The following is a 13,511-nucleotide window of genomic DNA, read 5'->3' as shown; positions in this document are numbered from 1 at the left end:
ACGGCCATTGCTTCGCCGCCGCTCGCACAGGCGCCCGCGCCAGGGCGCCGCCAGGTCTGAGCAGCAAGCGCTGCGAGATGCGAGGTCGGCGGGGCTGGGGGCGCCCCGAGGTGCGGACGGTGTGCGGCAACACCGACTCTCTCGTGGCTCACCGGGCGGTGGAAGCCGGAGAACCGTCTTCGGGGCGCGACGGCGGCGGCCCCTGAGGGGGTCGCCGCCGTCGGCGGGAGTCAGCGGTCCGCGTCCAGCGGTTCCAGGTCCTCGTCCGCGTCGGGGTCGAGGGCCGTCTCCAGCTCGTCGTCCTCGTCGTCCTCTTCGTCGTCGTCGAAGACGGCGCTGACGTCGAAGCGGCACACCACGGCCTCGGGGTCCACCTGCTCGAAGGGCGCCTCGAGCCACTCGCCGGGGTCCGGGATCTCGTCCGACGCCGTCACCCAGAGCGTGGAGTCGCCCTCCTCCAGGCCGAACTCCTTGTGCCGGGAGGCGATCTCGTCCGGTTCGTACTCCCCGAACAGCAGGCCCAGCGCGCCGTGGACGGTGCCGGAGGCCTCCGGACTCTCGTCGTCCGCCTCCTCGATCCGCTGGGCGTGCGCCAGCAGCCGCTGCGGCTCGACGACGGCGTAGTCGCGGCGGATCAGGACGCTGAGCGCGTTCGGTTCCTCGGGGCCGGCGTACGGCGGCAGCGCCTCCTCGGCGCTGGGGATCTCGAAGGGCGTGACCTCGTCGTAGCGGTCGTAGAGCAGTTCGTCGTACGTCTCCGCGGCCGCGGCCAGCTGGTTGAAGGCCTCGTAGACGGCCGGGTCGTCGTCACCCGACCGGCTCTCGACCGCGGCCAGGTGGCGGTCGAGCGCGGTCTTCACCGCCTCGGCGGCGGCGCGTACCTCGGCAGCGGTGGGCTGCGCAGCATCAGACATAGTGCAGACGCTATCCGTACCGGGGCCCGGCCCGCACAATAGATGCGATGCCGGAATACGAATTTGTCGACGTGTACGTGCCACGCGGGGTCTCCCGCAAGGAGACGGCGCGTCTGCTGACGGACCATGCCGAGTACGGTCACTGGGAGTTGTACCGCCTGACGCTGATGCGTGACGGCAGCCGCAGGGTGCGGCTGCGGCGGCGGATCATCCGCCAGGTGCGCGCCACCTGGTGAGCTGGGCGCGCCCGACCGGAGTCATCAGGCGGAGCGGACCCCGCGTCGGTCGCGGGGTCCGCTCCGTGTGTCCGAGATCACGCCGCGGCGCGCGCCCTGCGGTACAGGATGCCGCCGGCGAGCAGCGCGCCCGCGCCGGCCGGCAGCGCGAGGCCCAGCGGCAGCTCGCTGCCGGTCTCGGCGAGCTGCGCGTCGCCCTGCGGGCCCGGCTGGTTGCCGGTGGAGGGGGTGACCGGGGTGCCGGGGTTGCCGGGGGTGCCAGGCGTACCGGGCTCACCCGGGTTGCCAGGCTCGCCGGGGTTGCCGGGCTCCCCAGGGTTACCCGGGTTGCCGGGTTCACCGGGCTCCCCCGGATTGCCGGGCTCTCCCGGCTCTCCCGGGTTACCGGGCTCCCCAGGGTTGCCCGGCTCACCCGGCTCACCGGGCTCCCCCGGCTCCCCCGGGTGCCCACCCCCGTGCCCCGTGTTGGCGCAGTCGTTGCCGGCCGCCCCGTTGCCCACGCCGATGACGTCGACGCTGTTGCCGCAGACGTTCACCGGCACATGAACCGGCACCTGGACGACGTTGCCGGAGGCCACGCCCGGCGAGTCGCTCGCCGTGCCGTGGGCGTCCGCGCCGCCGCCGTGGTGGCGGGAGCCGCCCTCGTTGGCGCAGGCGTTGCCGACCGCCGGGTTGAGGACCCCGACGACGTTGACCGTGTTGCCGCAGACGTTGACCGGCACGTGCACCGGGGCCTGCACGACGTTGCCGGAGAGCACGCCGGGCGAGCCCTTGGCCCCGCCCGTCGCCCCGGAGTCGGCGTGGGCGGCGGCGCCGCCCGCGGCGGCGAGCACACCGGTGGCGGCGGCCATGGTCATCAAGCCCTTGCGGGTGACCTGTCGCATTGCTGAATTCCTGTCCTCGGACCTGCTGCCGGGAGACGGCGCCTGCCGTGTCCCGGGTTCTCGACGAATGAGGAACCGGTCGGCCCCGGAGCGCATGGCGCGCGCTCCGGGGCCGACGGGCTCGAACCCTCAGCGGGCGTTGCCTAGAGGGCGAGACACGACATCACGCGTTGACGCAGGTGTTGCCGAAGGCGGGGTTCAGCAGACCGATCACGGAGATCGTGTTGCCGCAGACGTTCACGGGCACGTGAACCGGCACCTGCACGACGTTGCCGGACAGGACGCCCGGGGAGTGCACGGCGGCACCCTGGGCACCCGAGTCGGCGGCGGCCATGCCCGCGCCCGCGAGAACCAGACCACCGGTGGCGGCCGCGACGGCGACGACCTTCTTCAGCATGTATTCCTCCTAGTTGGCAATGTGATCCAAAGTCGCGGATCACATCACGGGTAACGAGGAGGAAGTAATGAGGCTACGAGCTTATGGTCGCATTCACTCTTCCCGGTCAACTCCGTACGCCTGCCCGAATATTGACACCGCCGGCATTCCGGGGACCACGCCTCAGGACGCGTCCAGGAACCGGTCGAGCACACGGACACCGAACTTCAGTCCGTCCACCGGCACCCGCTCGTCGACCCCGTGGAACATGCCCGCGAAGTCCAGCTCCGGCGGCAGCTTGAGCGGCGCGAAGCCGAAGCAGCGGATGCCGAGGTCGTCGAAGGACTTGGCGTCGGTGCCGCCGGAGAGCATGTAGGGCACGGCGCGCGCGATCGGGTCCTCGGCGCTCAGCGCGGTCTGCATGGCGTCGACCAGCCGGCCGTCGAAGTCGGTCTCCAGCGCCTTGTCGGAGTGCACGTCCTCGCGCCGTACGCGCGGGCCGAGGATGCGGTCGAGGTCGGCGAGGAACTCCTCCTCGTGACCGGGCAGGAAGCGGCCGTCGACGTGCGCGGTGGCCTGGCCGGGGATGACGTTGACCTTGTAGCCGGCGCCGAGCTGGGTGGGCGCCGCCGAGTTGCGCAGGGTGGTGCCGATCATGCGGGCGATGCCGCCGAGCTTGGCGAGGGTCTCGTCCATGTTCTCCGGGTCGAGCTCGGTGCCGAGCGCGTCGGAGAGCTCGTCCAGGAAGGCGCGGACGGTCTTGGTGACCCTGACCGGCCACTTGTGGCGGCCGAGGCGGGCGACGGCCTCGCACAGCTCGGTGATGGCGTTGTCGTCGTTGGTCATCGAGCCGTGGCCGGCGGTGCCGTCGACGGTGAGCCGCATCCAGTGCATGCCCTTCTCGGCGGTCTCGACGAGGTAGAGGCGCAGCTTCTCGTTGACGGTGAAGGAGAAGCCGCCGACCTCGCCGATCGCCTCGGTGACGCCCTCGAACAGCTCGGGGTGCTTGTGCACCAGGTGCTTGGCGCCGTACGTGCCGCCGGCCTCCTCGTCGGCGAGGAAGGCGAGGACGACGTCGCGCGGGGGCTTGCGGCCGCTGCGCATGCGGTCGCGGACGACCGCGAGGGTCATCGCGTCCATGTCCTTCATGTCGACGGCCCCGCGCCCCCACACGCACCCGTCGGCGATCTCGCCGGAGAACGGGTGGTGGGTCCAGTCGTCCGCGTTGGCGGGGACGACGTCGGTGTGGCCGTGGATGAGCAGGGCGGGCCGCGACGGGTCCTCGCCCTCGATCCGGGCGATCGTGGAGGCGCGTCCCGGGTGGGACTCGAAGATCCGCGGCTCCAGGCCGACTTCGGCGAGCTTCTCGGCGACGTACTCGGCCGCCTTGCGCTCGCCGGGGCCCGAGTGGTCGCCGTAGTTGCTGGTGTCGATCCGGATCAGCTCGCGGCAGAGGTCCACGACCTCGTCCTCACCGGTGACGCCCTTGGCCGGGTCCGTCTCGCTCACGTGCTTCCTCCCGCTGCTGGTGTTCCCGCTGGTGGGTTCCCCCTCATCCTCCCTCCCGCGCGGGCCGGCCCCAAGACCCGGCCCGGCCCGTCACACGCCGTTCACGCGACGGCGCGCGCCGGGGGTGATCGGCCACCCCGGAACACCTGGTAATGTTTATGTCGTCGCCGCGGGGGGAAACCCGCGCGACAGACACCTTGTCCGGGTGGCGGAATGGCAGACGCGCTAGCTTGAGGTGCTAGTGCCCTTTATCGGGCGTGGGGGTTCAAGTCCCCCCTCGGACACTTGGAACGTGAGGGCCGTGACCGCGAGGTCGCGGCCCTCACGCGTTGTCACGGAAGGTGCCCCATGACGTCTCGCACGCCCTGCCCCTGCGGCCTCCCCGAGACCTACGAGGAGTGCTGCGGCCGCTTCCACGGGGGAGCGGCCGCCGCGCCGACCGCCGAGCGGCTGATGCGGTCGCGGTACGCGGCGTTCGTCCGGCTGGACGCGGCGTATCTGCTCCGCACCTGGCACCCGCGCACCCGCCCGGCCCGGCTCGACCTCGACCCCGGTACGCGGTGGACGGGCCTGGAGATCCTGGCCACGGAGAACGGCTCCGCCTTCCACTCCGCCGGCACGGTGACCTTCCGCGCCTCGTACCGGGGCGGCTTCCTGCACGAACGAAGCCGCTTCGAGCGGGTCGACGGGGCCTGGGTGTACGTGGACGGGGACTTCCTCGACTGACAGGTCGTCCACCGGCCATCGCGGGGCAGATTGGCTCTTTCTCGTCTGTCTCACCACCCCCTTCAGGCGCTTAATGGTGCTCCCGCGCGATACGCGGGCGCGGGTGACGGCGAGTCGGGGGGCAGCCATGAACCACACGGGAAGCGTCGGCGCGCCGTTGCCCCAGCCGCCGCCCCAGCCGCCGTCCCAGCCTCCTCCGGTGCCGACGGCACCGCACAAGGGGCGTCCTCTGGTTCTCCGGGTCAGCCGACGCGTGCTGTGGGCGGGCACGGCCGCGATTCCACTGCACAACATCGCCTGGGTCGACGCCTTCCAGCTCAAACCCGACTGGGGCGCGGCCTTCCTCCGCATCCTGAAGTGGCTGGTGGGCGCCTTTCTGGTCTATGCCGCGATCTACTACGGCAGCGACGGCGAGGCCCGCCTGGGGGACGGCGGCAGCCCTGCGGTCGTCGTCCTGGTGATCGGGCTGGTCGTCACCATGACCGAGCTGTTCTCGTCGAGGAAGCCGGTGCTGATCGTCGAGATGAACAGCGGCTCACGGGTGATCACGACCCTGCCGACCGTGGAGGAGCTGCGGGCGATCGCCGGGCGGATCGTGGACGCGATCGACAACCCGGCGGCCGAGTTCACCGCCGTCGTGCAGCAGTACAACAGCCGGCAGACGAACAACTACGGGCCCGTCGTCAACATGACCGGCGGCCGGGAGAACACGGGGTTCAAGCTGTGAGCGGCGAGTCGAACTACTACGGGCCCGTGGTCAACATGACCGGCGGCCGCGAGAACGTCGGCATCAACTACGGCACCGTCGGCGGTGCGGGCCAGGACGGCGAGTTGCGCGCCGCCGTCGCGGAGCTGACCGGGCTGCTGGGGGAGCTGCGCCCGCACCTCGCGCCGGACCAGGACCGGACCGTCGGGGACACACTGCCGGAGCTGGTTGCCGACCGGGACGCCCTGCGTGAGCGCCGCACCGTCCTGGCGTCCCTGGCACAGATCGCGGCCACCGTCGGCGAGGTGGGGCGGCCCGCCGTGGACGCCGTGCACCGGCTCCTCGCACTGCTGGGCTGAGGTCCCGGGACGCGGTCGTCAGGGTGCCAGGATGTCCAGTTCCTGGAGGGCGCCCTCGGTGATCTCGCGGGTCAGTCGTTCCGCGCGGGCGGCGTCGCGGGCTCGGACGGCTTCGGCGAGCTGGACGTGGAGGGTGACGGCGGCCGGGTCGGGGTCCTCGAACATGACGTCGTGGTGGGTGCGTCCGGCCAGGACCTCCGCGACCACGTCGCCGAGGCGGGCGAACATCTCGTTGCCGGAGGCGGTCAGGATGACGCGGTGGAACGCCACGTCGTGGAAGAGGTAGCCCTCCAGCTTGTGGCCGCGTGAGTTGGCGACCATTCCCAGCGCGCACTCGGTGAGTTCGGCGCACTGTTCGGCCGTGGCATGGCGCGCGGCCAGGCCCGCAGCGACCGGTTCGATCGCGGAGCGCAGCACGGTGAGGGAGCGCAGCTGGCGGGCGCGGTCGGCGCCGGCCAGGCGCCAGCGGATGACCTGCGGGTCGTACACGTTCCACTCGCGGGACGGCAGGACCGTGACGCCGACGCGGCGGCGGGACTCCACCAGGTGCATGGACTCCAGGACGCGGACCACCTCGCGCATCACGGAGCGCGACACGTCGAAGCGCTGGGCGAGCTCGTCGGTGCGCAGGACGCTGCCGGGCGGGTACTCGCCGGCGGTGATCTCGGGGCCGAGGGTGTCCAGTACGCGGCCGTGCAGCCCCCGGCCCGTGGTGCTCATGCACTCAGAGTACGGGGGCGGATCACTCGCACAAAAAGTCAGACTTATTCATCACAGCCTCTTGAAGTTGTCGTACTTATAAGTTTCAGTTGCGGTCGGCATCATCGGCAAGGTGTCGACGAGGACAGCAGACAGTGAGGCAGCGATGAACACCCCCCACGTCGTCGTGGTCATGGGCGTCGCCGGAACGGGCAAGACCACCATCGGTCCCCTGCTCGCGGCTCGCCTCGGCGTGCCGTACGCCGAGGGCGACGACTTCCACCCGCAGAGCAACATCGCCAAGATGTCGGCGGGCACCCCGCTCACCGACGACGACCGGTGGCCGTGGCTGGACGCCATCGGCGACTGGGCGCACGGGCGTGCGGGTCTGGGCGGCGTGGTCAGCTGCTCGGCGCTGAAGCGGTCGTACCGCGACCGGCTGCGGGCCGCCGCGCCCGGCGTGGTCTTCGTGCACCTCACCGGCGACCGCGCCCTCATCGAGGACCGGATGTCGCACCGGCAGGGGCACTTCATGCCCACGGCACTGCTCGACTCCCAGTTCGCCACGCTCCAGCCGCTGGAGCCGGACGAGGCCGGGGTCGCCGTGAACGTGACGGGCAGCCCCGAGGAGATCACCGAACGGGCGGCCACCGCCCTGACGGCGCTCTCCGAGCCCACCCCGTAGGCCCCACCCCCCACCGGCCCCTCTCCCCCGGGGCCGCCCCCTCCCCCGACCCCGTACACCCAAGGGATCCACCGTGACCAGACTCAGCGTCGAGATGCTGGCAGCGGACGCACCCGAGCCGATCACCTCGGCCGGCCACGCTCAGCTGGGCATCGCCGTCCTGGCGGGCATAGCCGTCATCGTCCTGCTCATCACCAAGTTCAAGCTGCACGCCTTCCTGTCGCTGACCATCGGGTCGCTGGCGCTCGGCGCGTTCGCCGGCGCGCCGCTGGACAAGGTCATCACCAGCTTCAGCACCGGGCTCGGCTCCACCGTCGCCGGCGTGGGCGTGCTGATCGCCCTGGGCGCGATCCTCGGCAAGATGCTCGCCGACTCCGGCGGCGCCGACCAGATCGTCGACACCATCCTCGCCAAGGCGAACGGCCGCACCATGCCATGGGCGATGGTGCTGATCGCCTCGGTCATCGGCCTGCCGCTGTTCTTCGAGGTCGGCGTGGTGCTGCTGATCCCGGTGGTGCTGATGGTCGCCAAGCGCGGCAACTACTCGCTCATGCGCATCGGCATCCCGGCGCTGGCCGGTCTGTCCGTGATGCACGGCCTGGTCCCGCCGCACCCCGGCCCGCTGGTCGCGATCGACGCGGTCGGCGCCAACCTGGGCGTCACGCTGGCGCTCGGCGTGCTCGTCGCCGTCCCGACCGTGGTGATCGCCGGTCCGCTGTTCTCCAAGTACGCCGCCCGCTGGGTGGACGTCCCGGCGCCCGAGCGGATGGTTCCGCAGCGTCCCTCCGAGGACCTGGAGCGGCGCCCCGGCTTCGGCGCCACCCTGGCGACGATCCTGCTGCCGGTCGTGCTGATGCTCGCCAAGGCGCTGGTCGACATCGTGATCGACGACCCCGAGCACAACGTGCAGCGTGTCTTCGACGTGATCGGCTCCCCGCTGATCGCGCTGCTCGCCGCCGTGCTGGTCGGCATCTTCACCCTCGGCATGCCCGCCGGGTTCAGCAAGGAGCGCATCTCCTCCCTGGTGGAGAAGGGCCTGGCGCCGATCGCGGGCATCCTGCTGATCGTCGGCGCGGGCGGCGGCTTCAAGCAGACGCTGATCGACACCGGCGTGGGCCAGATGATCCTGGACATCTCCGAGGACTGGTCGATCCCGGCGCTGCTGCTGGCCTGGCTGATCGCGGTGGCGATCCGGCTGGCGACCGGTTCGGCGACGGTGGCGACCGTCTCGGCGGCCGGTCTGGTCGCGCCGCTCGCGGCCGACATGTCGACCACGCACGCCGCGCTGCTGGTGCTGGCCATCGGCGCCGGTTCGCTGTTCTTCAGTCATGTCAACGACGCCGGCTTCTGGCTGGTGAAGGAGTACTTCGGCCTGAACGTCGGCCAGACGATCAAGACCTGGTCGATCATGGAGACGATCATCTCGGTGGTCGCGGGAGCGCTCGTGCTCCTGCTGTCCCTGATCATCTAGCCGGTTCCGGCTCGGCTCACGGCGGCCCGTGCACCCTCATGGGAGGGGTGCACGGGCCGCCGTCGTGTTCAGGGCCGCCACAGAGGGTGCTCGCGCTCGGCCCACTCCCGGCCGACCGAGCCGGTGCGCAGACCGCGGCGGGCCTCGGGGTCGGCGAGGGCCATGCCGACGTGCCCGGCGAGGACGATGCCGACGGTCAGCGCCAGCCAGTCGTGCACGAAGGTCGCGGCGGTGCGCCAGACCAGCGGGGTGAGGTGGGTGAACCACATCAGCAGCCCGGTGCCGAGCATCACCAGCGTGGCCCCGGCGATCCAGGCCGCGTACAGCTTCTGCCCGGCGTTGAACTTCCCGGCCGGGCGGGACGCGGGATCGCGGTCGCGGCGCAGGGCGGCCCGCAGCCAGACCCGGTCGTGCGGGCCGAAGCGGTTGAGCCGGCCCAGGTCGGCGCGGAACGCGCGGGAGACGAGGGCGGCGAGCACGGGGACGGGCAGGAGCAGGCCCGACCACTGGTGGAGCGTGACGACCAGGGCGCGGCGGCCCACCAGCTGGGCGAGCTGCGGGAGGTAGAGACAGGCGGCGGTGGCCACGCAGACGCCCATGAGCAGGGCCGTCACGCGGTGTGCCCACCGCTGGGCGGGGCCGAAGCGCCGTACGGTCGTGGCGGCGGGCGGGGCGTCAGCTCGTGGGGGCATCGTCGCGTCCGTTCGAGCGGCCGACCCAGGCGTCGACGTCGTAGCCGCGCACCTCCCAGTAGCCCGGTTCGACGTCCTCGGTGACGGTGATGCCGGAGAGCCACTTGGCCGACTTGTAGAAGTACATGGGCGCCACGTAGAGCCGCGCCGGGCCGCCGTGGCCGTGGCCGATGTCCTCGTCCTGCATGCGCAGGGCGACCAGGACGTCCGCGCGGCGGGCCTGGTCGAGGGTGAGGCTCTCGGTGTACGCCCCGTCGAAGCAGGTGAAGCGCACCGCGCGGGCGTTGGGGCGCACCCCGGCCGCGTCCAGCAGCCGGGACAGCCGCACGCCCTCGAACGGCGTCCCGGGCACCCGCCAGCCGGTCACGCACTGCACGTCCCGGACCATGCGGGTCTGCGGCAGCGCCTTGAGGTCGGCGAGGGTGTAGGAGGCGGGGCGGTCGACGAGGCCGTCGACGGTGAGCCGGTAGCTGCGGGCGTCCTTGCGCGGGACGGAGGCGGTGACCGAGTAGTAGCGGAAGCCGCCGCCGTTGGGGAGGAGTCCGGTCAGGCCGGTGGGGTCGCGGTCGGCGGCGCCGGCGAGGAAGGACTCCAGACCGCGCTGGAGGTAGGGGGCGCCGGCCAGGCCGAGCGCGCCGAGGCCGAGGGTGCCGAGCAGGACGCGCCGGCCGACGGGCGCGCCGCGCGTGTCCGGGTCGCCGGCGCCCGGGGCGTCCCGGTCCTGCGAGGGGTGTTCGGGTTTCACCCCCTCATTCGAGCACCCGCGGCCCCGGTGGGACCAGGGAACGCGGGTGCTCGTCAGACTTCGGTAATCGGACGCCGGATTACGGTGGAACCCGACGCCGGATTCCGGTGAGGCCCGTTCTACGGCGTGCGCTCGGCCTCCTTCTCCAGCTGGAACGCCTCGTTGCCCAGGCCGATGCGGGCGTGCGTCTCGGGGGCGCGGGCGCGCAGGACCGCGCCCTGGACCAGGCCGACGACGAGGGCGAGGCCGATGACGCCGGGCAGGACCCAGCGCAGGGCGGAGTCCGGGCCGGCGCCGACCAGCACGTCGAAGTCCTTGACCGTGTAGCCGGCGATGATCACGAGGGCGATCCCGGCGACCGCCGAGGTGGCCAGGCGCCAGGCCTGCGCGCCCGCGGCGCCGCGCCGTACGAAGAAGACCACGACGGACAGCGAGGCGATGGCCATCAGGACGATGACGCCGAGCGCGCCGATGTTGCCGCCCCAGGTGAACAGGTGCAGCACGGGCGCGGTGGGGTCGCCGGTCGGCTTGTCGTCGGTGAGCGCGAAGGCCAGCACCAGCACGACGGCGATGCCGGTCTGGAGCAGGGAGCCGGTGCCGGGGGCGCCGCTGGTGCCGGTGGTGCGGCCGAAGGCGGCGGGCAGCAGTCCCTCGCGGCCCATGGCGAAGGCGTAGCGGGCGACGACGTTGTGGAAGCTGAGCATGGCCGCGAACATCCCGGTCACGAACAGCACGTGCAGCACGTCCGTGAAGGTGGAGCCGAGCCGGTCCTCGGTGAGGAAGAACAGCAGGCCCGCGCTCTGCTCCTGCGAGGTGGGGACGATCGCGGCGGGGCCGGTGGCCACGGTGAGCGCCCAGCTGCTGAGGGCGAAGAAGACGGCGACGCCGGCGACGGCGAGGAACATCACGCGCGGCACCAGCACGTGCGGCCTGCTGGTCTCCTCCGCGTAGACCGGCGCCTGCTCGAAGCCGAGGAAGGCCGCGATGCAGAAGCACAGGGCGGTGCCGACGCCCGCGCCGGTGAGGGTGTCCGGGTTGAAGGCGTGCAGCGACAGGCCCTCCTTGCCGGGGTCGGCGACGGCGGCGATGTCGAAGACGACGACCAGCAGCACCTCGATGACCAGCAGGACGCCGAGCACCTTCGCGTTGACGTCGATCTTCAGCAGGCCCAGCACGCCCACGGCGACCGCGGCGACGAGCGCCGGTATCCACCAGGCGACCTCGAGGTCGGCGTAGGTGGCGAAGAGGCCGGAGACCTCGAAGCCGAAGATGCCGTAGATGCCGACCTGGAGGGCGTTGTAGGCGACGAGGGCGACCAGGGCGGCGCCCGCGCCCGCGGTGCCGCCGAGCCCGCGGGAGATGTACGCGTAGAAGGCGCCCGCGTTGTGCACGTGCCGGCTCATCTCGGCGTAGCCGACGCTGAACAGGATCAGCACGGCGCCGAGGACCACGAAGAGCAGCGGCTGGCCGACGATGCCCATCACCGCGAATGTGGTGGGCATGACACCCGCGACGACCATGAGGGGGGCGGTAGCGGCCAGCACGGAGAGCAGCAGGCCCCCCGTGCCGAGGCGGTCGGCCCGCAGGGCGCGTTCCCGCCCCTTGAAGGTGCTGATCCCCTCGGCCGGGGCTCTGTTGGTGCTCGAACTGTCCGTCGTCATCTCGAGACCGTCCTTGGGTCGGTGGTGGGTGCGGGGGGCGGCGTTCGGGGTGGGGTCAGGCCGTGCCCAGGGCGGCGGCCCGTGCGGTGCGGAAGGCGGTGAGCCCGTCCCGGTCGGGATAGGACCAGGGGGCGGCGGTGGCGTGGTCGCCGATGCGGTGGAACAGCGCGGCGGCCTCGGCCCCCCGGCCCTCGCAGACCTTGGCGTGGGCGAGGAAGTTGAGGTCGACGAGCCGGCGCGGGTGGCCCTCGTGCTCCCACTCCAGCCACCAGTCGAAGGCCGCCTTCATCACCAGCCGGGCGCGGCGCCCGACCCAGTGGCCGGAGGCGGCCGGGTCGGCGGGTTCGTGTCCGGCGGCGGCGAGCGAGCGGTAGCGCTCGGCGTGCGCGATGACCGGCAGGATGGCCAGCGGCGAGTCGGCGGGGGCCTGTTCGGCGGCCCAGTTGGCGAAGTCGTACACCTCGTGCAGCGGGTCGGGGCCCGCCTCCACCCGGCGCTCCGCGAGCCAGCCGACGACCAGGTGGTGGGCGTGATGGTGGTCGGCGTAGCGGGTGCGGACCTGCTCGAAGACGCGGACCACGTCGCCCTCGGCGCCGAGCGAGCACTCCAGCATCAGCAGCCCCAGCCAGGGCGTCGGGTCGTGCGGCAGCTGTTCGGCGGCCTTGCGGCACGCCTCGCGGACCCGGGCCGGCTTCTCCTTGCCGCGCAGGGCGCGCCGCACCTGGGCCAGGGCCAGCAGCACGGTCGCGTCACCGGAGTCGGGCTCGGCGAGCAGCCACTCGCGGGCCCACGCGGCGCAGTACGACTCCTTCGCGAGCACCGTGATCCGGTGTCCGCGGCGGTCCCAGTCGTCCCCCGTCCTGACCAGCAGCGAGCGGGTGTTCTGCCAGCGCCCCTGTGCCAGTGCGGCCCGCGCGGCCACGAGTTCGGCGTCGTCGAGAGCCTCGTCGTAGGCCTGTGCCGCTCGTTTGCGGGCACGGCCGAGGGGAGGCGGGGGTGGGGACACCGCGGGACTTCCTCACGCGTTTCTCTTGTCACACGGCTCACGGCGGTGGTCGGTGGCAGTGGTCGGCTGCCGAATGCCATGAGCTGATCACGGACAGCAAACCGTCAGCCAACGGATCACGTCAAGGGCACCGGGGTCGTTACACGCGTCAACTGCGGTCACGAACGGGCAACTTGTGTCACCCGTGAACAACCGGACGGCGCAGGACGGCGCAGGTCGGCGGCGCCCGCGACGGCGCGGACGCTGCTTTGATGGCGGTATGAGGGAGAACGGTGAGAGGGACGAGAACGGTGAGACCAGTGAGCGCGCAGAGGGCGTGACCGGGCGGAGCGCCGACGAGATTCTCGACATCGTCGACGAGAACGACCGGGTGACCGGACAGGCCCCGCGCGGCGAGGCGTACGCCCGCGGGCTGCGGCACCGCTGCGCCTTCGTCCTGGCGCGGGACGCGGAGGGCAGGATCTTCGTCCACCGCCGCACCCCGACGAAGCTGGTCTTCCCGTCGCTGTACGACATGTTCGTCGGCGGGGTGGTCGGCGCGGGCGAGTCGTACGACGAGGCGGCGCTGCGGGAGGCCGAGGAGGAGCTGGGCGTGAGCGGACTGCCCGCGCCCCGGCACCTGTTCACCTTCCTGTACGACGACGGCGGGAACCGGACCTGGTGGTCGGCGGTGTACGAGGTGCGCTGCGACCTCCCGGTGCGGCCGCAGGCCGAGGAGGTGGCCTGGCACGCCTTCCTGCCCGAGGAGGAGGTGGAGCGGCGGCTCGGCCACTGGGAGTGGGTGCCGGACGGGCTCGCGGCGTACGAGCGGCTGCGGGCGTACCGGGCGGGCCGAGGGGGCG

The 13,511-nt window shown here is 72.1% G+C and carries 16 protein-coding genes and 1 tRNA gene; 8 read left to right on the top strand and 9 right to left on the bottom strand.

The window, feature by feature from the left end:
* Window positions 1-230: 230 nt before the first annotated feature.
* The gene (locus ACFOSY_RS28960) at window positions 231-914 is read right to left on the bottom strand and encodes a hypothetical protein (RefSeq protein ID WP_394312425.1); all 684 of its coding nucleotides are present in this window, start codon (window positions 912-914) and stop codon (window positions 231-233) included.
* Window positions 915-961: 47 nt separating this feature from the next.
* On the opposite strand from ACFOSY_RS28960, the gene ACFOSY_RS28955 reads away from it, so the two are divergent.
* Window positions 962-1,150 (top strand): DUF5703 family protein, encoded by a 189-nt coding sequence (locus tag ACFOSY_RS28955; RefSeq protein WP_004933366.1) that lies wholly within the window; start codon window positions 962-964, stop codon window positions 1,148-1,150.
* A gap of 77 nt (window positions 1,151-1,227) precedes the next feature.
* Here ACFOSY_RS28955 and ACFOSY_RS28950 read toward each other — a convergent pair whose 3' ends face one another.
* The 3 genes from ACFOSY_RS28950 to ACFOSY_RS28940 form a co-directional block, all read right to left on the bottom strand.
* Window positions 1,228-2,034: a chaplin gene (locus ACFOSY_RS28950; RefSeq protein ID WP_394312421.1), complete on the bottom strand. Its 807-nt coding sequence runs from the start codon at window positions 2,032-2,034 to the stop codon at window positions 1,228-1,230.
* A gap of 163 nt (window positions 2,035-2,197) precedes the next feature.
* Window positions 2,198-2,431, bottom strand: a complete 234-nt coding sequence (gene chpH, locus ACFOSY_RS28945) for a chaplin ChpH (protein WP_006135972.1) — start codon at window positions 2,429-2,431, stop codon at window positions 2,198-2,200.
* 162 nt (window positions 2,432-2,593) lie between these two features.
* Window positions 2,594-3,919 carry a M20/M25/M40 family metallo-hydrolase gene (locus ACFOSY_RS28940; protein WP_394312418.1) on the bottom strand — a complete coding sequence of 442 codons (1,326 nt, stop codon included), beginning with the start codon at window positions 3,917-3,919 and terminating at the stop codon, window positions 2,594-2,596.
* A 199-nt stretch (window positions 3,920-4,118) separates the two neighbouring features.
* On the opposite strand from ACFOSY_RS28940, the gene ACFOSY_RS28935 reads away from it, so the two are divergent.
* The 4 genes from ACFOSY_RS28935 to ACFOSY_RS28920 all read left to right on the top strand — a co-directional run bounded on the left by ACFOSY_RS28935 (window position 4,119) and on the right by ACFOSY_RS28920 (window position 5,710).
* Window positions 4,119-4,203 (top strand) — tRNA-Leu (locus ACFOSY_RS28935).
* 64 nt (window positions 4,204-4,267) lie between these two features.
* Entirely contained in the window at window positions 4,268-4,645 is a 378-nt protein-coding gene (locus ACFOSY_RS28930) for a YchJ family protein (RefSeq protein WP_394312416.1), read from the top strand.
* Window positions 4,646-4,844: 199 nt separating this feature from the next.
* The gene (locus ACFOSY_RS28925; RefSeq protein WP_394312413.1) at window positions 4,845-5,372 is read left to right on the top strand and encodes a DUF6232 family protein; all 528 of its coding nucleotides are present in this window, start codon (window positions 4,845-4,847) and stop codon (window positions 5,370-5,372) included.
* Complete coding sequence (locus ACFOSY_RS28920) at window positions 5,369-5,710, top strand: hypothetical protein (protein ID WP_394312412.1); 342 nt, start codon at window positions 5,369-5,371, stop codon at window positions 5,708-5,710. The genes ACFOSY_RS28925 and ACFOSY_RS28920 overlap by 4 nt, the downstream gene beginning before the upstream one ends.
* A gap of 18 nt (window positions 5,711-5,728) precedes the next feature.
* Here ACFOSY_RS28920 and ACFOSY_RS28915 read toward each other — a convergent pair whose 3' ends face one another.
* Complete coding sequence (locus tag ACFOSY_RS28915) at window positions 5,729-6,430, bottom strand: FadR/GntR family transcriptional regulator (protein WP_394312410.1); 702 nt, start codon at window positions 6,428-6,430, stop codon at window positions 5,729-5,731.
* 145 nt (window positions 6,431-6,575) lie between these two features.
* On the opposite strand from ACFOSY_RS28915, the gene ACFOSY_RS28910 reads away from it, so the two are divergent.
* The gene (locus ACFOSY_RS28910; RefSeq protein WP_394312404.1) at window positions 6,576-7,094 is read left to right on the top strand and encodes a gluconokinase; all 519 of its coding nucleotides are present in this window, start codon (window positions 6,576-6,578) and stop codon (window positions 7,092-7,094) included.
* 73 nt (window positions 7,095-7,167) lie between these two features.
* Window positions 7,168-8,565 (top strand): GntT/GntP/DsdX family permease, encoded by a 1,398-nt coding sequence (locus ACFOSY_RS28905; protein ID WP_394312402.1) that lies wholly within the window; start codon window positions 7,168-7,170, stop codon window positions 8,563-8,565.
* Between the two features lie 68 nt (window positions 8,566-8,633).
* On the opposite strand, the gene ACFOSY_RS28900 is transcribed toward ACFOSY_RS28905, so the two are convergent.
* From ACFOSY_RS28900 to ACFOSY_RS28885, 4 genes are all read right to left on the bottom strand, one after another.
* Window positions 8,634-9,257, bottom strand: coding sequence for a cytochrome b/b6 domain-containing protein (locus ACFOSY_RS28900; protein WP_394312400.1), 624 nt, complete (start codon window positions 9,255-9,257; stop codon window positions 8,634-8,636).
* A complete protein-coding gene (locus tag ACFOSY_RS28895) occupies window positions 9,241-10,002 on the bottom strand; it encodes a molybdopterin-dependent oxidoreductase (RefSeq protein ID WP_394312397.1) in 762 nt (253 codons plus the stop codon). Before ACFOSY_RS28895 ends, ACFOSY_RS28900 begins: the two co-directional genes overlap by 17 nt.
* Window positions 10,003-10,121: 119 nt before the next feature.
* Window positions 10,122-11,663 (bottom strand): APC family permease, encoded by a 1,542-nt coding sequence (locus tag ACFOSY_RS28890; RefSeq protein ID WP_394312395.1) that lies wholly within the window; start codon window positions 11,661-11,663, stop codon window positions 10,122-10,124.
* A 55-nt stretch (window positions 11,664-11,718) separates the two neighbouring features.
* Complete coding sequence (locus ACFOSY_RS28885) at window positions 11,719-12,669, bottom strand: hypothetical protein (RefSeq protein WP_394312393.1); 951 nt, start codon at window positions 12,667-12,669, stop codon at window positions 11,719-11,721.
* A gap of 259 nt (window positions 12,670-12,928) precedes the next feature.
* On the opposite strand from ACFOSY_RS28885, the gene ACFOSY_RS28880 reads away from it, so the two are divergent.
* Window positions 12,929-13,511 (top strand): NUDIX hydrolase (locus ACFOSY_RS28880; protein WP_394312391.1); only part of this gene is annotated, 583 nt, incomplete at its 3' end.

The sequence above is a fragment of the Streptomyces lusitanus genome, assembly GCF_042647945.1.
GTDB lineage: Bacteria > Actinomycetota > Actinomycetes > Streptomycetales > Streptomycetaceae > Streptomyces > Streptomyces pseudogriseolus.
This window is presented reverse-complemented; position numbering and strand designations above follow the sequence as displayed.